Raw genomic sequence first — 17860 nt, forward strand, 5'->3', positions numbered from 1 at the left:
CAACGAGGGGACGGGCACCGCCCGATGAGTCTGATCAGTCCTGGCGAGGTCGTGCCGGCGGGGGAGCTGGGCAAGGTCCACTTCATCGCGATCGGCGGCGCCGGCATGTCCGGCGTCGCGCGGATCATGTTGCGGCGCGGCATACCCGTCTCCGGCAGCGACGCCCGGGACTCCGAGCTGCTGGCGCAGCTCGGCGAGCTGGGGGCCAAGGTGTTCGTCGGCCACGACGCCGCGCACCTGGGCGACGCCGACACCGTGGTGGTGTCCACGGCGATCCGCGACACCAACCCCGAGCTGGTGGCGGCCCGCCGGCGCGGGCTGCGGGTGCTGCACCGGTCGGCGGCGCTGGCATCGCTGATGGCGGGGCGGCGCGCGGTGGCGGTGGCGGGCACCCACGGCAAGACCACCACCACCTCGATGCTCACGGTCGCGCTGCAGCGGGTCGGCGCCGACCCGTCGTACTGCATCGGCGGGCAGCTGGTCACCACGGGGCTGGGCGCCGACGAGGGCTCCGGGGACGTGTTCGTCGCCGAGGCCGACGAGAGCGACGGCTCGTTCCTGGCCTACAGCCCGCGGGTGGCGGTGGTCACCAACGTCGAGGCCGACCACCTGGACAACTACGGCGGGTTCGAGAAGGTCAAGGAGAACTTCGTCCGGTTCGTCGACCGGATCGAGCCCGGCGGGACGCTGGTGGCCGGGGCCGACGACCCGGTGGCGGTGGAACTGGCCGGGCGGGCCCGCGAACGCGGCCTGACCGTGCGCACCTACGGCGAGGCTCCCGGCGCCGACCTGCGCGTCACCGGCTTCGCCCCGCGCGGCCTGGGCTCCCGGTTCCACGTCGAGGGCGTCGGCGACGTGGCCCTCAGCGTGCCCGGCCGGCACAACGCGCTCAACGCCACCGCCGTGATCGCCGTGGCGCAGGCGCTGGGCGCCGACCTGGCCGGGGTGCTGGACGGGCTGGCCTCGTTCGGCGGGGCGATGCGCCGCCTGGAGCCCAAGGGCGAGGCGGCCGGCGTCGAGGTGTTCGACAGCTACGCCCACCACCCGACCGAGCTGACCGCCGACCTGCGCGCCACCCGCGACTACGTGGAGCAGAAGGGCGGCGGCCGGATCGTCGCGGTGTTCCAGCCGCACCTGTACAGCCGCACCCGCTTCTTCGCCGCCGAGTTCGGCGCCGCGCTGGGGCTGGCCGAGGTGGCGGTGGTGCTGGACGTGTACGGCGCCCGGGAGGACCCCGAGCCCGGCGTCACCGGCGCCCTGGTGGCCGACGCCGTGCCCGAGGCGACGCGCACCGTGTACGCGCCGGTGTTCGACGAGGTCCCCGCCCTCGTGACGGACCTGGCGCGGCCCGGCGACGTGGTGATCACCCTGGGCGCGGGCAACGTCACCGAACTGGGCCCGCGCATCCTGGAGGGGCTCGCCGCCCGCGCGTCCTGACCGCGGCGGCCCGCGGTGCGGGGGCGGACGCCGCAGAATGTGATCTTCGGGGAGTTTCGCCGTCGCCGGGCGTGGGCTCCCCGCAATCGCCGTCCGGCGCGGTCATCCTTACGGCATGACCAACGTGGGCGGGCAGACGGGGGCGCGGCGCGGGCACCCGGGCCGCTGGAAGGTGGCGTTCGTCACGCTGCTGGTGTTCGGGGTGCTCGGCGCGGTGGGCTGGGTGCTGCTCGGCTCGCGGCTGCTGGTGGTGCGCACCGTCGAGGTCACCGGCACCAGGCTCGCCCCGCGCGACCGGATCGTGGCCGCCGCCGGGGTGCGCCTCGGCGTGCCCATGGTGCGGCTGGGCACCGAGGAGGCGCGGGCGCGGCTGGAGCGGCTGCGCGAGGTCGAGTCGGCCACGGTGGAGCGGCGCTGGCCCACCACCGTGCGGATCGTGGTGCGCGAACGCGTCCCGGTCGCGGTGGTGGAGCGCGCCGGCCGGTACTACCGGCTCGACCGGCACGGGGTGACCGTCGCCGACGGCGCGTCCCGGCCGTCGGGGCTGCCCGAGCTGGTCACCGGTTCGCCCGGGCCGTCGGATCCGGCTACGCTGGCGGCGCTGCGCGTGCTCGGAGAGCTGCCCGGCCGCCTCGCCCCGCGGGTCGCCGAGGTGCGGGCGACGAGCGCCGAGTCGGTCACGCTGCGGCTGTCGGGCGGGCCCCTGGTCGTGTGGGGCTCGGCCGAGCGCACCGAGGAGAAGGCGCGGCTGCTGGACGCGCTGCGCCGCACGGCCGCCGGTCGTTCGGCGCGGATCATCGACGTCAGTTCGCCCGAGGTCGTCACCACCCGGTGAAACCGCGGCGGTGCGTGTGTCGCGGCGAAACCGGGCGCCCGATGGGGCACGCTGGGAGCATGGACGGCCTGGCGTGCTTCGCCAACCGGGGCAAGCGGGACTCACCGCGACACGCCGGATCGGTTGGCCGGGGGTTAGTTGACCCTGGCGGTTGGGCCGCCCTACTGTCCGTATCAGTCAGCAGGTTGACATAACTGTAAGCCTCAAGTTTAGGGTGAGGGTTTGCTCGGACGGCACCGCCGCCGTCCGCGGCCCGCGGCGCAGGCCGCACCCGCGGCTTGAGGCGGCAGGCGACAACCGCACAGACATCACAAGGTCCAGAGCACCGCAGCGACCCGGTTCGCCGAACCGGGTCGTCCGGTCCGATAGAGCGAGCGGAAAGGCCCCTCGTCGTGGCAGCACCGCAGAACTACCTCGCGGTCATCAAGGTCGTCGGCATCGGCGGCGGCGGTGTCAACGCCGTCAACCGGATGATCGAAGAGGGACTCAAGGGCGTCGAGTTCATCGCGATCAACACCGACGCCCAGGCGCTGCTGATGAGTGACGCCGACGTCAAACTGGACGTGGGCCGCGAGCTCACCCGGGGGCTCGGCGCGGGCGCCAACCCCGACGTGGGCCGCAAGGCCGCCGAGGACCACCGCGAGGAGATCGAGGAGGTGCTCAAGGGCGCCGACATGGTCTTCGTCACGGCCGGCGAGGGCGGCGGCACCGGCACCGGCGGCGCCCCCGTGGTGGCCAATATCGCCCGCTCCCTGGGCGCGCTGACCATCGGCGTGGTCACCCGCCCGTTCAGCTTCGAGGGCAAGCGGCGCGCCATGCAGGCCGAGGCGGGCATCGAGACGCTGCGCGACGAGGTCGACACGCTCATCGTCATCCCCAACGACCGGCTGCTGTCGATCTCCGACCGGCAGGTCAGCGTGCTGGATGCGTTCAAGGCCGCCGACCAGGTGCTGCTGTCCGGTGTGCAGGGCATCACCGACCTGATCACCACGCCGGGTCTGATCAACCTGGACTTCGCCGACGTCAAGTCGGTCATGTCCGGCGCCGGGTCGGCGCTGATGGGCATCGGCTCGGCGCGCGGCGACGACCGCTCGGTGGCCGCCGCCGAGATGGCGATCTCCAGCCCGCTGCTGGAGGCCAGCATCGACGGTGCGCACGGGGTGCTGCTGTCCATCTCCGGGGGCTCCGACCTGGGCCTGTTCGAAATCAACGAGGCGGCCCAGCTGGTGTCCAACGCCGCCGCGCCGGACGCCAACATCATCTTCGGCGCGGTCATCGACGACGCCCTCGGCGACGAGGTGCGGGTCACAGTGATCGCGGCCGGGTTCGACGAGGGGCGGCCCAGCAAGCCCGCGCCCGAGCCGGACACCCGTCGGCTGCCTCCGCCGCCGCGTCCGGCCCCGCCGCCGCCCGGCGCCGCGGGCGGCAACCCGATCCCCAGCCGGGTCGGCCGGTCCGACCCGCCGCCCACCACCGTGGCGCAGGCCGCCGCGGCGCCGTCCGCGCAGTCCGCCGCGCCGCCCACGGCGCCACCGCGGTCCGAGCCGGAGCGCCCGCAGGCCGGCGGCCCGTCCTCCGACGAGGGAGAACGGTCCGGCGGCCGTTCCGCGTCCGGCGGCGAACACGGCGACGACAGCGGCCCGTCGGCGAAGGACGGCGGCGACGCCGGCGGCTCCGCCGACCGCGACGGCGGGCGGGACGAGGAGTCCCCGATCCGCCCGCCCGCGCCGCGTCCCGCCCCCGACTCGGCCACCGGCCGCGGGCCGGGCGGCGACGGCGAGCCCTCCGGTCCGGCGGGCCAGCGCCGCCGCCCCGTGGTGTTCGACGAGGACGACGATCTCGACGTGCCCGACTTCCTGAAGTGATCGGAGCAGTGGTCACGACCGTCCCCCTGGGCGCGGGCGTGGGCGCCGCGTTCACCGACCGCGCCGGCGGCCGCAGCGCCGCCCCGTTCGACACCCTCAACCTCGGCGGCGCCGTCGGCGACGACCCCGCCGCCGTCCGCGACAACCGCCGCCGCGCCGCCGCGGCGCTGGGCGTCGACCCCGAGCGCACCGTGTGGATGCGCCAGGTGCACGGCGCCGACGTGGCGTTCGTCACCCGCCCGTTCACCGGCGACCCGGCGCCCGGCGTGGACGCCGTCGTGACGACCGAACCCGGGCTCGCGCTGGCGGTGCTGGTCGCCGACTGCGCACCCGTCCTGCTGGCCGACCCGGTCGCCCGCGTGGTGGGCGCGGCGCACTCCGGCCGCCCCGGAACGGCCCTGGGCGTCGTCCCCGCGCTGGTGGCCCGGATGCGCGAGCACGGCGCCGACCCGGCGCGGATCGCCGCGGCGATCGGCCCGGCGGCATGCGGCGGCTGCTACGAGGTGCCCGCCGAGATGCGCGACGAGGTCGCCGCGCGCGTCCCCGAGGCGTACGCGACGACGCGGGCGGGCACGCCGGGCCTGGACATCCGCGCCGGGATCGTCGGGCAGCTCAAGACCGCCGGCGTCGCCGACATCCGCGTCGACCCGCGCTGCACGATCGAGACGCCCGAGCTGTTCTCCTACCGCCGCGAGGGCCGCACCGGCCGTTTCGCCGGATTTGTCTGGCTCACCGGCGATGCGGCGGAGGCCGCCCATGGGTGACGCGGTGGCCGGGGGCGAGGCGCGCCGCGAGGAGCTGGCCGCCAACCTCGCCGAGGTCCGCAAGCGCATCGCGGCCGCCTGCGCGGCGGCCGGCCGCGACCCCGCAGAAGTGACGCTGGTCGCGGTCACCAAGACGTTCCCCGCCTCCGACGTGCGGCTGCTGGCCGAGCTGGGCGTGACCGACGTCGCGGAGAACCGCGACCAGGAGGCCCGCCCCAAGGCGGAGGAGTGCGCGGGGCTGCCGCTGCGCTGGCACTTCGTCGGGCAGCTGCAGACCAACAAGGCGCGCTCGGTGGCGTCCTACGCCGACGTGGTGCAGTCGGTCGACCGGCTGCGGCTGGTGCGGGCGCTGTCGGACGCCGCGGTCCGCGCGGGGCGGACGCTGCGCTGCCTGATCCAGGTGTCGCTGGACGAGCCGGAGCCCGGGCGCGGCCCCGCCGCCACCGGGGCGCGCGGCGGCGCCGACCCCGCCGACGTGCCCGCGCTGGCCGACGCGATCGACACGGCGGGCGGACTGGAGCTGGACGGCGTCATGGCGGTCGCTCCGCTGGGCGCAGACCCTTCCGCCGCGTTCGCCCGGTTGGCCCGGATCGCCGCCGACCTGCGGCGGGAGCGTCCCGGCGCCGCGGTGATCTCGGCCGGGATGAGCGGCGATCTGGAGCAGGCCGTCGCGTGCGGCGCGACACATGTGCGTGTCGGTACGGCGTTGCTCGGCGGCAGGCGGGCAATCGTCAGGTAATGTCCCCCCAGGGGTGCCTGCCGAAACGGCGGGGCGTACGGACGGGCGGTCCGAGGCGGCGTCGAGGCGCCGATGCCGCGGCCACAGGACGACGGAGGGGCATATGGCCAGCGCGATGCGCAAGATGGCGGTCTACCTCGGCCTTGTGGAGGACGACCGCTACGACGACAAGTACGGCAAGTATGACGAGTACGACGAGTACGAGGTCTACGACGACGACGCCGACACCCTCGCCGGCCGCCGTTCCGGACGCGACGAGGAGCCCGGCGGCCAGCTTACACGGGCCGATGACGCCGCGGAGCGGGAACGCGATCATCACGCTGCGTCACCCGGCGACCGACGCTCCGTGGCAGTCTACGAGAGCGGTTCCACCGACCTTGCGCGCATCACTACGCTGCATCCCAGGACCTACAACGAGGCGAGGACCATCGGAGAGCACTTCCGTGAGGGCACACCAGTGATCATGAATCTGACCGAGATGGTCGACAGCGACGCAAAGCGCCTCGTCGACTTCGCGGCGGGTCTGGTATTCGGCCTGCACGGGAGCATCGAGCGTGTTACGAACAAGGTGTTCCTGCTGTCGCCCGCCAACGTCGAGGTGACGGCCGAGGACAAGGCCCGGATGGCAGAACGAGGGTTCTTCAACCAGAGCTGAACGGCGACCATGCGAGAGACTGATACTTCGTGACCATCGTAGGATCCGTGCTCAGCGCGGTGCTGTACATCTTCCTGCTGTTCCTCATCGGGAGACTCATCCTGGAGGTACTGCAGTCGTTCGCCCGGTCATGGCGTCCCACGGGACTGGTGCTGGTGATCGCCGAGACCACCTACACCGTCACCGATCCGCCACTGAAACTGCTGAGGCGGTTCATTCCGCCGATACGGCTGGGTAACGTGGCCCTGGACCTCAGCTTCACGGTCCTCATCCTTGTGGTCTGGGTCATGATCATCTTCGTGCAGAGGCTCTGATCGGATACCGTCCTAGCGGACAGACTCCAAGCGCGCCAAGGAGACGACATGCCACTGACACCCGCCGACGTGCGGAACAAGCAGTTCAGTACCACCAGGCTGAGGCCGGGATACGACGAGGAGGAGGTGGACGCCTTCCTCGACGAGGTCGAGGCCGAGCTGGACCGCCTCATCCAGGAGAACGAGGAGCTGCGGGCGAAGCTGGCCGAGTGCCTGCGCGGCAAGGTCCCGGCCATGGCGGCGCCGATCGTCGAGCCCAAGCCGGACGTGCCGCAGATCCCCGAGCCGCCCCGGCCCGAGCCGCAGCCCCAGCCCGAACCGGAGCCGGCCCAGCTCGGCGGCGGTCTCGGCGGCATGGCGCCCCCCGCCCCCTCCGGCGAGGACAACATGGACACCGCGGCGCGCGTGCTGGCGCTGGCGCAGCAGACCGCCGACCAGGCGATCGCCGACGCCCGCCGGGAGGCCGACGAGACGCTCGGCCGGGCCCGCCGCGAGGCCGAGGAGATCCTCGGCAAGGCCCGCCGCCAGGCCGACCAGATCGTCAGCGAGGCCCGCTCCCGCGCCGAGGCCCTCGACCGGGACGCCCAGGAGCGGCACCGCCAGGTCATGGGCTCGCTGGTGCAGCAGCGCGAGGAGCTCGAACGCGAGGTCGACAACCTGCGCGCCTTCGAACGCGAGTACCGCAGCCGCCTGAAGGTCTATCTGGAGGGGCAGCTGCGCGACCTGGAGGCCGGCAGCACCGAGACCGGCGCGTTCCAGCCCGGTGCCCCCGTGCAGAGCACCCCGACCGCCACCGGCCCGCAGAGCACCCTCGCCCACGACGGCCGCGGCGGCGCCCCCGGCGGCTCCCCCACCGGACCCACCCCCTTCCCTCCGCCCGCCGAGCCGGCCCAGCACGCCCAGCAGGTTCAGCACTCGGCGACCGGCGCCTTCCACGCGGCTGACAACCCGCCGCACGAGAGGCGCTGACCCCCGGCCCTTTGGCGATAGTGTCTTCCCGACCGCCGCGTCGCGCGGCCGGTCCGCAGCGGGCACCGCGCGGGCCAAGCCGCTTCGGCGGTGTTCCGGTACGTCGGTGAAGGCCGTCCGGAGCGATGTGCTCCGGAGAGCGCCCGGCCCTGGAAGGGGAGAGACCCTTGATCATCCTCAGTGGCGTCCTCGTGGTGGTGGCGATCGCCCTGCTGGTCGCGGGCATCGTCGCGGGCAGCGGAGACAGCGCACAGGTGCTCGGCGTGGACGCGCTGGTGGTGATCTACACCTCGATCGCCGTCAGCCTGGTGTCGTTCCTGTGCCTGGCCATCGGGGTCTTCCTGCGGCGCAAGGAGCTGTTCGGCGCGGTCCCCGCCCCCGCCGCGGCCCCGTCGCGCAAGGCACGGTCCGCCAGGTCCGGCCGCAAGGACGACAAGAGCAAGAACAAGAAGGAGAAGAAGAAGGGCGCCACGTCCGGCCGGTCCTCGACCGCCCCGGCGCCCGCCGCCGCCTCCGCCGGCACGGCGACCCCCGGCAAGGACGCCGGTGCTCCGCCCTCCGGCGAGTTTCTGGACATTCCCGCCCAGCCGGTGAAGGTCCCCGACGACGCCCTGGTGTACGTGGTGCGCGGCCGTCGCCGCTACCACCTGGACACGTGCCGCCAGCTTGCGGGGCGCGACAAGGACGAGCTGACCTACATCGAGGCCAAGGAGGAGGGGTTCAGCCCCTGCACGGCCTGCATGCCCGACACCGCCCTGGCGGCGCGCGCCGCGGTGTCGGTGCCCGCACGGTCCGGTGCGCAGGGCCGCTCCTCGTCATCGGCCTCGCCGGCCTCGCCGACCGGGGGCGTGGCCGGATCCGGCCGCTCCACGTCGGCGTCCCCGTCGTCCCCGTCGTCCCCGTCGTCCCCGTCGTCCCCGTCGTCCCCGTCGTCCCCGTCGTCTGCGTCGGCGTCCGCGTCCGCCGAGACCGCCCCACCCGTCAAGCCGACCCTGGACAAGCCCGCGTCCGGCGGGCCCGCGGCCGGGGCGGGTGCGCCGCCGTCGGCGTGGCCCGTTCCGGGGGCGGCCTCCACGCCCGCGCGTCCGTCCGGCGGCGCCCCCGCGCAGGACGCCGCCCAGAGCGCGCCGGCGAAGGGCGGGGCCGCCGCGGACGTCCCGGCGCGCGCCGCCGAAGGCGGCCCGGCCGACGCTCCCACGGCTCCCCGTGGGGAGCGGCCCGCGCGCGACGAGGCGCACGCCGGCGCCCCGTCCGCCGGGGAGCGGGGTGCGGGTGCGCACGCGGCGGGCGACGGCGACGACCCGCAGGTGCGCATCCTCAGCGGCACCAAGCGCTACCACCGCGTCGACTGCGCGCTGATCGAGGACGTCGGCGACGAGGCCGAGGACCTGGAGACCCTGCCCCGAACGGAGGCCGCGGCGCGGGGCTGCACGCCCTGCCTGGTCTGCCAGCCCGACCGCGACCACGCCTCCTCGTAACCGCTCGGCAACCGCCCGCCACCGGGCCGCCGGGCCGCCCGCCTCGCGGCGCCCGGGTTCCGGACGCGCGGCGCCAGCGGTCAGTGCTCCAGGCGGCGCGGCTCGTCCGGGTCGGCGGCCCGCCGCCCGCCGCCGATCCTGCGTCGCTGTTCGCGCAGCTCCCGGCGCTTGACGCTGACGCCGCCGAACAGCGCGAACCCGGTGAGGCGGATGACCGGCGCGTCCGGCTCCAGCGGTCCGTCGTCCGGCAGTTCCACCCCGCCGAAGATCGCCGCGGTGGAGTTGACCACCCGCACGCCCGGCGGCACCGTGATCTCCACACCGCCGAAGATGCAGCTCACGTTGACGGTCACCTCGGGCTGCGCCAGCACGGCCTGCCGGAAGTCCAGCTGAGCCCCGCCGAACACGCAGTGGACGTGGGTGGCGGGCTCGACCAGCCAGCGGCCCCGCCGCTCCGCCCCGGCGAAGACCGCCACGATCGCCGAGGCGAGCCGCTCGGGCGGCGGCAGGTCCGGGGCGGCGTGGGCGGCGGTCTGTTTGCGCAGGTTGACGCGGGGCTGCGCCGCGTCCGGCGGGGCGGGGGCCTTTCCGGCGGCCCCGGGGATGTCCGACACCAGGGGCGTCAGCTCGGCGTAGGTCTTGGCCCGGTACGCCGCGTCGATCCGCTCGGCGTGCTCCTCGGGGGTGATGCGGCCCTCGGCGAGGGCCTCGCGCAGGAGGTCGGCGATCCGGTCCCGGTCGGCGTCCGAGGCCCGCATCAGCGCCGGTTCCGCCGCGGCGCCGGTGTCCCCGGACGCGGTCCCCGCGGGGCCGGACGGGCTCGGATCGGAGGAAGAGGGAGGTTCGGGCAACTTCACCCCGCCATCATCGCAAACGCGATGTGTCGCGAAGAACCCTTTCCGCGGGACCGGCCCGTCATCCGGCGGCGCGGCGCAGCCAGAACGTCAGGCCCAGCTCGTCGTCGCGGCGGGCGGGCAGGTCCCCGTCCGGGCGGCCCTCGTGGAACTCGACGGCCAGCACCTCGGCGGCGATCTGCGCGCCGTGCTCGCGCAGGGCCTCGGCGAGGTCGTCGCCGGCCGCCCGCCACCACAGCGCGACCCGGTCGGTGACCTCCAGGCCCGCGGCCTTGCGGGCGTCCTGCAGCAGCCGGACGACCTCGCGGACCTGCCCGGCGCGCCGCAGCTCGGGCGTGACGGTCAGGTCGAGCGCGACGGTCTCGCCGGCGGCGCTCTCCACGGCCCAGCCGGTCCGCGGCCGCTCGGTGACGATCACCTCGGCGGGGGACAGGGCCACGGCGCCGATGCCGGGCACCTCGACGGTGGCGGCGCCGTCGGCGCGCAGCGCGGCGACCAGCGCGGCGGGGTCGGCGGCGGCGACCGCCCCGGCGACCCCGGGGGTGTCCTTGGCGAACCGGCGGCCCAGCTCGCGGAAGTTGGGCTTGACCTGGTAGTGGACGAGGTCGCCGCCGATGGACGACAGGTCCTGCAGCGCCGCGACGTTCAGCTCCTCGGCGATCTGGGCGCGCAGCTCCTCGGGCAGCTCGGGCCAGCCGGGCGCGCCGACCAGGGCGCGGCCGAGGGGCTGGCGGGTGCGCACGCCGCTGGCGGCCCGCGCGGACCGGCCGAGCTCCACCAGCCGCCGGACCAGGCCCATCCGCGCGGTCAGCTCCGGGTCGAGCAGGTCCTCGCGGACGGCGGGCCAGTCGGCCAGGTGCACCGACTCGGGGGCGTCGGCGGGGCGGATCACGTCCCACACGTAGTCGGTGACGAACGGCACCATCGGCGCCATGAGCCGGGTGAGGGTCTCCACGCACTCGTACAGCGTGGCGAACGCGGCGGCCCCGGCGGGGGTGTCGGGGCCCTCCCAGAAGCGCCGCCGGGAGCGCCGCACGTACCAGTTGGACAGGTCGTCGATGAACTCGGCGAGGCGGCGCCCCGCCGCGGCCGAGTCGAACCGCTCCAGGGCGGCGTCCACCTCGCCGACGGTGCGGTGCAGCTCGGCCAGGGCCCAGCGGTCCAGCAGGGGCCGGTCGGCGGGGGCGGGGGCCTCGCCCATCCGCTCCGGCGTCCACGGGCGGCCGCCCTGGGAGGCGGCGGCGCCCGCGTACAGCACCAGGAACGACGCGGTGTTCCAGTAGGTGAGGAGCACCTTGCGGACGATCTCCTCCAGCGCGTTGTGGCCGACCCGGCGGGAGGCCCACGGCATGCCGCTGGCGAGCATGAACCAGCGCAGCGCGTCGGCGCCGTGCCGTTCCATCAGCGGGATGGGCTCCAGCATGTTGCCCAGGTGCTTGCTCATCTTGCGGCCGTCCTCGGCCAGGATGAGCCCCAGGCACAGCACGTTCTCGTAGGACGAGCGGTCGAACACCAGCGTGCCGACGGCCATCAGGGAGTAGAACCAGCCGCGCGTCTGGTCCTGCGCCTCGCAGATGTACTGGGCGGGGTAGGAGGACTCGAAGGCCTCCTTGTTGCGGTGGGGGGCGCCCCACTGCGCGAACGGCATGGAGCCGGAGTCGTACCAGGCGTCGATGACGTCGGGCACGCGGCGCGCCCGCGCACCGCACCGCGGACAGGGGAAGGTGACCTCGTCCACGTAGGGGCGGTGCGGGTCCAGGCCGGACAGGTCGCGCCCGGCCAGGTCGCCCAGTTCGGCCAGGGAGCCCACGCAGGTGACGTGGTCGTCGTCGGCTTCGCACACCCACAGCGGGAGGGGCGTGCCCCAGTAGCGGCTGCGGGACAGCGCCCAGTCGACGTTGTTGCGCAGCCATTCGCCGTAGCGGCCGTGCTTGACGGTCTCGGGGAACCAGTTGGTCCGCTCGTTCTCCTCCAGCAGCCGCTGCTTGATGCTGGTGGTGCGGATGTACCAGGCGGGCAGCGCGTAGTAGAGCAGCGGGGTGTGGCAGCGCCAGCAGTGCGGGTAGCTGTGCTCCAGCCGACCGCTCCGGTAGAGCAGGCCGCGCTCGTCCAGGTCGGCGGTGAGGAACTCGTCGGCTCTCTTGAAGAACCTGCCGCCCACCAGGGGGACCTCCCGATGGAAGCGCCCGTCCGGGCCGATCGGGTTGACGACGGGCATGCCGTAGGCGCGGCAGACGGCCATGTCGTCCGCACCGAACGCGGGGGCCTGGTGGACCAGGCCGGTGCCGTCCTCCACGGTGACGTAGTCGCCCAGCACCACGTAGTGGGCGTCGGGGATGTCGACCAGGTCGAACGGGCGCCGGTAGGAGGTGCGCTCCAGATCGGTGCCCCGGAACGTGGCGACCCGGTCCGGCCCCTCGCCCAGCACCTGCTCCAGGAGCGGCTCGGCGACGACGAGCACCTCGTTGGAGCCGGCGGGGCGGGCGGCGACGTAGACGACGTCCGGGTGCACGGCGACCGCGGTGTTGGACACCAGCGTCCACGGGGTGGTGGTCCAGATGAGCAGGGACGCGCCCATGTCGGCCAGGGGGCCGGACGTGACGGGCATGCGCACGTACACCGACGGGCTGGTGACGGTCTCGTACCCGCCGGGCTGGCCGAGCTCGTGGTCGGACAGGCCGGTGCCGCAGCGGGGGCAGTAGGGGGTGATGCGGAAGTCGCGGAACAGCAGCCCCTTGTCGAACACCGCCTTCAGGGACCACCACACCGACTCCACGTACTCGGGGTCCATGGTGCGGTAGGCCTGGGCGTTGTCCGCCCAGAAGCCCAGCCGGTCGGACATCTCCTCGAAGGCGTCCACATGGCGCAGCACGGACTCGCGGCACCGCCGGTTGAACTCGGCGACGCCGTAGGCCTCGATGTCCTTCTTGCCGGACAGGCCGAGCTCCCGCTCCACCGCCACCTCGACGGGCAGGCCGTGGCAGTCCCACCCGGCCCTGCGGGGGACGTGGAAGCCCTTCATCGTCTTGTACCGGGGGAAGACGTCCTTGAAGACGCGGGCCTCCACGTGGTGCACGCCCGGCATGCCGTTGGCGGTGGGCGGGCCCTCGTAGAACGTCCAGCGCGGGCCGGATGCGGTGCGCTCCAGGGACCGTTGGAAGACCCTGTTCTCCCGCCAGCGGCGCAGCATCTCCCGCTCCAGGGCGGGCAGGTCGACCTGCGCGGGCAGCGGGCGGAACCGACGACTCACGGGCGGACCTCCGGATGCTCACATGTGACAGCACGTGGACCGGAGGGACGAGGCGCCTTCAAGGGCCCCGCGGTACCACCCTCCTTGGCCGCGCCTCGGGCGCGACCCGCTTCGTTCACCTCTCGGCTGCCGGGTCTACTGGGCCCGTCCGGTCGCCGTGGGACGCGTGCGTCCCGAGGGGTCGGGCGGGCGGTTCTTCCGGCGGCTCCGGGGTGATCTGGCCGCCGGGCACGCCCCCGGGCTCGCACCGTCCCCGGGTCGCTCATGGCTGCATTCGGCGGCAGGTGTCCCCATCAAGGCCGTGCCGATGAGGCCGCTTGCTGTGACCGTAACGCACCGTGGCCCGAATCTCTTCCCTCCGCGCCACCGGCCGCACCCGCCGTTACGAGAATGTGGCGTAGGTCACTCTTGCGATCTGGGCGGCCGGAGGTTCCCGCACGGTCGTGACGGGGCATATGCGGTCAGTAATCTCCGCCGGCGTCCCCGGGGCGTCGGCGCACGTCGTTTGCCGTCCCGCGAAAGGGGACCTATGCTGCCCGCACTGCGTGTGGAGGACATCAGCGCGAGGGGGGCCGAAATGGCCGGCGCGGCGAAGGGGGACAAGCCTCCGGGTGGGCGCGCCCGCGGCGGACACGCGGCCTCGGGGAGCGCCTCCGGCGCGGCCCCGTCCTCCTCCGAGACGGACGCGCGCGCCCCCGGCCGCAAGCCCGCGGGCAGGGGCTCCAAGGACCGGACGGCCGACGCCGTCGCCCGGCGCTCGGACGGCCCGTCCCAGGCGCCGGCGAACACCGACCCGGGCGGCGCGACGGGCACGGCCACCAAGGCCGCGTCGAGAGCCGCGGCCAAGCGCGGGGCGGCGCCGAAGTCCAAGGACGCCGCCAAGGCCCCGGCCGGTGCGGCGCCGGGCCAGGGCGCGGGGGGCACCGCGGCCAAGGCGGCCGAGCTGCCGGTCCGCGAGGACGAGGAGCGCTGGACGGAGGAGGAGCTGGCCGAGGTCCGCTCGCGGCTGCGCGAGGAGTGCAGCGCGCTGGAGGCGGAGATCGCGGCCACCGCCACGCACATCGCCGACGGCGACTCCACCGCCTCGGCGGGCGACGACCAGGCCGACGCGGGCGCCAAGACGTACGCGCGCGAGCACGAGCTGGCACTGACCTACAATGCGCGTGACCTGCTCGCCCAGAACGAGCGGGCCGTCCAGCGGATGGACGCGGGCACCTACGGGATCTGCGAGTCGTGCGGCAGGCCGATCGGCAAGGCGCGCCTCCAGGCGTTCCCGCGTGCGACCCTATGTGTGAGATGCAAACAACGCGAGGAACGTCGCTGAGCGATACGAACAAGTCGCCGACGAGCGGGGCCGAGGCATCGTCCGGATCGCCTCGGCCGCGCCGTGTGGGCACCCTGGTCGCGGTCGCGCTGACCGCGCTGGCCCTGGACGCGGTCACGAAGGCCGTCGTGGTGGCCACCCTGTCCGACCGCGAGCCGATCCGGCTGCTGGGCGGGCTGCTGACGCTGCGCGAGACGCGCAACAGCGGGGCCGCGTTCTCCATCGGCACCGGCTACACGATCGTCTTCACGCTGATCGCCTGCGGGGTGGTCGTGGCGATCCTGCGCACCGCCCGCAACCTGCGAAGCCTGCCCTGGGCGGTGTGCCTGGGCCTGCTGCTGGGCGGCGCGGTGGGCAACCTGGCCGACCGGATGCTGCGCGTGCCCGCGCCGCTGAAAGGCCACGTGGTCGACTGGATCGAGCTGCCGTACTGGCCGGTGTTCAACCTGGCCGACTCGGCGATCGTGTGCGGCGGCGTGCTCGCGGTCGTGCTGGCCGCGCGCGGTCTCCAGCTCGACGGCACCCGCCTCGGCGACGAGGAGCCGGCCGAGGAGCCCGGCGAGCCCGAAGACTCCGGCGCCCCGGCCGGGGGAGAGGGGGTCGCCGGAGCGCGTGAGGAGGCGCCTGCGGGCCGCGAGCCCGCCGGCGCGGCTCCCGCATCCCAGGAGGCCGCAAGCGCCCCTGACAGCGGCTCTGACGGCGGCTCCGACGGTCGCGGCGGCGGCGAGTCCCCTGCGGCGGGCGGGGGCGGGCAGGACGAAGAGGGCGGGACGCCCGCCCGCGGGTCCGCGGCTCCGGAGGAGAAGTCCTGATGGCCGACGTACGCAGTCTCCCCGTCCCCGACGGCCTGGAGGGCGAGCGCGTGGACGCCGCCCTGGCCCGGCTGTTCGGGCTGTCGCGCGGCCGGGCCGCCGACATCATCGCCGCCGGCGACGTGCTGCTGGACGGCCGCGAGGTCGCCAAGTCCGAGCGGCTGCGCGCCGGCGCCTGGCTGGAGGTGACCCTGCCGCCCCCGCCCACGGCCCCCGCCCCGGTCGCCGAACCCGTGCCCGGAATGGGGATTTTGTACGAGGACGCCGACATCGTCGTCGTCGACAAGCCCGTCGGGGTCGCCGCCCACCCCACCACGGGGTGGACCGGCCCGACCGTCCTCGGCGGGCTGCTGGGTGCCGGGCACACCGTGGCCACCAGCGGCGCCGCCGAGCGCCAGGGCATCGTGCACCGGCTGGACGCCAACACCACCGGGGCGATGGTCGTGGCCAAGAGCGAGATCGCCTACTCGCGCCTGAAGCGGGCCTTCAAGGAGCGCCGCGTCGACAAGCGCTACCACGCCCTGGTGCAGGGCCACCCGGACCCGTTCCGCGGCACCGTCGACGCGCCCATCGACCGGCACCCGTCCGGCGACGGCCGCTTCGCGGTGGTCGCCGGGGGCAAGCCGTCGGTCACCCACTACGACACGGTGGAGGCGTTCCGCGCGGCCACCCTGCTCGACATCAACCTGGAGACCGGCCGCACCCACCAGATCCGCGTGCACATGTCGGCGATCCGGCACCCGTGCGTCGGCGACCTGGCCTACGGCGCCGACCCGACGCTGGCCGCCCGGCTCGGCGTGAAACGCCAGTGGCTGCACGCGGTGCGCCTGGGGTTCGAGCACCCCACGCGGGGGGACTGGGTCGAGTTCGAGAGCCCGTACCCCGACGACCTCGAGCGCGCCCTTCAGATCGTCAGCGACGAGTCCTGAGCAGCGGGCCGGGCCGCCGACGCGACCGCCTGCGGCAGGCGCCCTACAACAGGAGGCGCAGGACGGCGGTCACGCCGGCGGCCACGGCCAGCACCACCAGGAACGGGGCGCGCAGCAGCAGCGCGGCCACGGCGGCGCCCAGCCCGGCCAGCCGCGGCCCGTCCAGTTGCAGGGACCCGTTCTGGGCCAGGGCCTGCACGGCGATCAACGCGGTCAGCAGCGCCACCGGGACCAGGTCGGCGAACCGGCGCACCCGGGGGTCCGCCAGCACCCGCTGGGGCGTGACCAGCCCGCCCAGTTTGAGCGCGTAGCAGCCGACACCGGTGGCGATCACGGCGATCCACACGCTCACGGCTGCTCCTCCGCGTCCGCACGGGCGCCGCGCCCGGGCCGCAGCAGCACGGGCAGGGCCGCGGCGGCGGCCAGCATCACGGGCACGCCGGACGGCAGCAGCGGCGTCGCCCCGACCGCGATGACGGCGGCGGCCGCCGCCACCCGGCGCTCCGTGCCGCCCGCGGACAGGCGGGGCCACAGCAGCGCCAGGAACACCGCGGGCCCCAGCGTGTCCAGGCCGAACGCGGCGGGGTCGCCCACCCGGGAGGCGCCGAGCGCCCCCACCAGCGTCGTCAGGTTCCAGGCCAGGTAGAGGCTGACCGCGGTCACGTAGAAGCCGGTACGGGCCGAGGCGCGGTCCGGCTGGGCGGTCGCCACGGCCGTGGTCTCGTCGATGACGACCTGGGCGGCGGCCAGGCGGCGCCAGCCCCGCACCCGCAGCAGGTCCGCCAGACGCAGCCCGTACAGGGCGTTGCGGCCGCCCAGCAGCACCGCGCCCAGCGTCCCGGTCGCCAGCGCGCCCCCGCTGCCGACCACGCCCACGAGGGCGAACTGCGACGCCCCGGTGAAGGCCACCAGGCTCAGCGTGCACGCCTGCGCCACCGACAGTCCCGCCGTGACCGCGGCCGCCCCGAAGGCCAGCCCGGACACCCCCACGCCCAGGCCCACGCCCAGCCCGTCCCGCAGGGCCGCGGAACGCCGCCGGGCGGTCCCGGCATCCGATCCGGCATCCGATTCAGTCACCGTCATCATGGGCGTGGACGCTAGTCAGCGGTCCTGGGACCCGTCTTGAACGTTCTTGCGGTCGCGTTCGGAGACCTCCAGGCCCGCCTCGATGACGGCGTTCATGATGCGGGCCAGCCGCTCGGGGCCCAGCGTCGGCGCGCGCTCGGCCATCGCCGCGACGATCTGCCGCTCCCGGTCGGGGCAGCGGCCCGCGAAGCCCCCGACCGGTTTGAGGCGCTGCACGACGCCCGCGACGGCGGTGCGCCGTTCGAGCAGCGCGGCCAGCGCCGCGTCGATCCCGTCGATGGCCGCGCGCGCCTCCTCCACCGTGGAGAGCGCTTCGAGGCGCGGTATCACGACGCGCAGCTCCTCGTGCTGGGGCGCCTCGTCGCGGCCCGCCTCGGTGTGACGTGCTCCGGTGTCACGTGCTTCGGCGTGAAGTGCCGCGGTCCGGGGCGTCTGGGATCGGGGCGTCTGGGTGTCGAGCGTCTGGTCTGGCATGTCCGATTCCCTTCTGCGGTGGCGGCCCGCGTCAGGGAAGGTGATGCCGTCCGCGCCCGGGCCGCGCTCTGAACG

At 74.7% G+C, this 17860-nt stretch carries 17 protein-coding genes; 12 read left to right on the forward strand and 5 right to left on the reverse strand.

From position 1 onward, the window contains the following. Positions 1-24: 24 nt before the first annotated feature. The 9 genes from murC to QSK22_RS04235 all read left to right on the forward strand — a co-directional run bounded on the left by murC (position 25) and on the right by QSK22_RS04235 (position 9056). Positions 25-1437 (forward strand): UDP-N-acetylmuramate--L-alanine ligase, encoded by a 1413-nt coding sequence (gene murC, locus QSK22_RS04195; protein WP_285492591.1) that lies wholly within the window; start codon positions 25-27, stop codon positions 1435-1437. Between the two features lie 115 nt (positions 1438-1552). Beyond that, positions 1553-2272, forward strand: coding sequence for a cell division protein FtsQ/DivIB (locus QSK22_RS04200; protein ID WP_285492592.1), 720 nt, complete (start codon positions 1553-1555; stop codon positions 2270-2272). A gap of 392 nt (positions 2273-2664) precedes the next feature. After that, positions 2665-4137, forward strand: a complete 1473-nt coding sequence (gene ftsZ, locus QSK22_RS04205) for a cell division protein FtsZ (RefSeq protein WP_285492593.1) — start codon at positions 2665-2667, stop codon at positions 4135-4137. Then, positions 4134-4901: a peptidoglycan editing factor PgeF gene (gene pgeF, locus QSK22_RS04210; RefSeq protein ID WP_285492594.1), complete on the forward strand. Its 768-nt coding sequence runs from the start codon at positions 4134-4136 to the stop codon at positions 4899-4901. Before ftsZ ends, pgeF begins: the two co-directional genes overlap by 4 nt. Beyond that, complete coding sequence (locus QSK22_RS04215; RefSeq protein ID WP_285492595.1) at positions 4894-5640, forward strand: YggS family pyridoxal phosphate-dependent enzyme; 747 nt, start codon at positions 4894-4896, stop codon at positions 5638-5640. The genes pgeF and QSK22_RS04215 overlap by 8 nt, the downstream gene beginning before the upstream one ends. A gap of 103 nt (positions 5641-5743) precedes the next feature. Continuing rightward, on the forward strand, positions 5744-6295 hold the full coding sequence (locus QSK22_RS04220; protein WP_285492596.1) for a cell division protein SepF: 552 nt from the start codon (positions 5744-5746) through the stop codon (positions 6293-6295). A 29-nt stretch (positions 6296-6324) separates the two neighbouring features. Further along, positions 6325-6609: a YggT family protein gene (locus QSK22_RS04225; RefSeq protein ID WP_285492597.1), complete on the forward strand. Its 285-nt coding sequence runs from the start codon at positions 6325-6327 to the stop codon at positions 6607-6609. Positions 6610-6657: 48 nt separating this feature from the next. Beyond that, complete coding sequence (locus QSK22_RS04230; RefSeq protein ID WP_285492598.1) at positions 6658-7578, forward strand: DivIVA domain-containing protein; 921 nt, start codon at positions 6658-6660, stop codon at positions 7576-7578. Between the two features lie 167 nt (positions 7579-7745). Beyond that, positions 7746-9056 (forward strand): hypothetical protein, encoded by a 1311-nt coding sequence (locus tag QSK22_RS04235; RefSeq protein WP_285492599.1) that lies wholly within the window; start codon positions 7746-7748, stop codon positions 9054-9056. An 80-nt stretch (positions 9057-9136) separates the two neighbouring features. Here QSK22_RS04235 and QSK22_RS04240 read toward each other — a convergent pair whose 3' ends face one another. Beyond that, positions 9137-9913, reverse strand: coding sequence for a DUF1707 SHOCT-like domain-containing protein (locus QSK22_RS04240; protein WP_285492600.1), 777 nt, complete (start codon positions 9911-9913; stop codon positions 9137-9139). Positions 9914-9971: 58 nt separating this feature from the next. Continuing rightward, positions 9972-13160: an isoleucine--tRNA ligase gene (gene ileS / locus QSK22_RS04245; RefSeq protein WP_285492601.1), complete on the reverse strand. Its 3189-nt coding sequence runs from the start codon at positions 13158-13160 to the stop codon at positions 9972-9974. Positions 13161-14103: 943 nt separating this feature from the next. Here ileS and QSK22_RS04250 point away from each other — a divergent pair. From QSK22_RS04250 to QSK22_RS04260, 3 genes are all read left to right on the forward strand, one after another. Next, entirely contained in the window at positions 14104-14484 is a 381-nt protein-coding gene (locus tag QSK22_RS04250; protein WP_285492914.1) for a TraR/DksA family transcriptional regulator, read from the forward strand. 65 nt (positions 14485-14549) lie between these two features. Beyond that, a complete protein-coding gene (locus tag QSK22_RS04255; protein ID WP_285492602.1) occupies positions 14550-15296 on the forward strand; it encodes a signal peptidase II in 747 nt (248 codons plus the stop codon). Next, a complete protein-coding gene (locus QSK22_RS04260; protein ID WP_285492603.1) occupies positions 15296-16225 on the forward strand; it encodes an RluA family pseudouridine synthase in 930 nt (309 codons plus the stop codon). Before QSK22_RS04255 ends, QSK22_RS04260 begins: the two co-directional genes overlap by 1 nt. Before the next feature lie 43 nt (positions 16226-16268). On the opposite strand, the gene QSK22_RS04265 is transcribed toward QSK22_RS04260, so the two are convergent. The 3 genes from QSK22_RS04265 to QSK22_RS04275 are packed head-to-tail and all read right to left on the reverse strand — an operon-like array spanning position 16269 to position 17785. Beyond that, entirely contained in the window at positions 16269-16577 is a 309-nt protein-coding gene (locus QSK22_RS04265) for an AzlD domain-containing protein (protein ID WP_285492604.1), read from the reverse strand. After that, the gene (locus QSK22_RS04270; RefSeq protein ID WP_502872267.1) at positions 16574-17302 is read right to left on the reverse strand and encodes an AzlC family ABC transporter permease; all 729 of its coding nucleotides are present in this window, start codon (positions 17300-17302) and stop codon (positions 16574-16576) included. Before QSK22_RS04270 ends, QSK22_RS04265 begins: the two co-directional genes overlap by 4 nt. Before the next feature lie 24 nt (positions 17303-17326). Then, positions 17327-17785, reverse strand: a complete 459-nt coding sequence (locus QSK22_RS04275; RefSeq protein ID WP_352231412.1) for a chorismate mutase — start codon at positions 17783-17785, stop codon at positions 17327-17329. Positions 17786-17860 lie beyond the last annotated feature (75 nt).

Origin of the sequence: Actinomadura sp. NBRC 104425, from assembly GCF_030269545.1 — a bacterium.
Lineage (GTDB): Bacteria > Actinomycetota > Actinomycetes > Streptosporangiales > Streptosporangiaceae > Spirillospora > Spirillospora keratinilytica.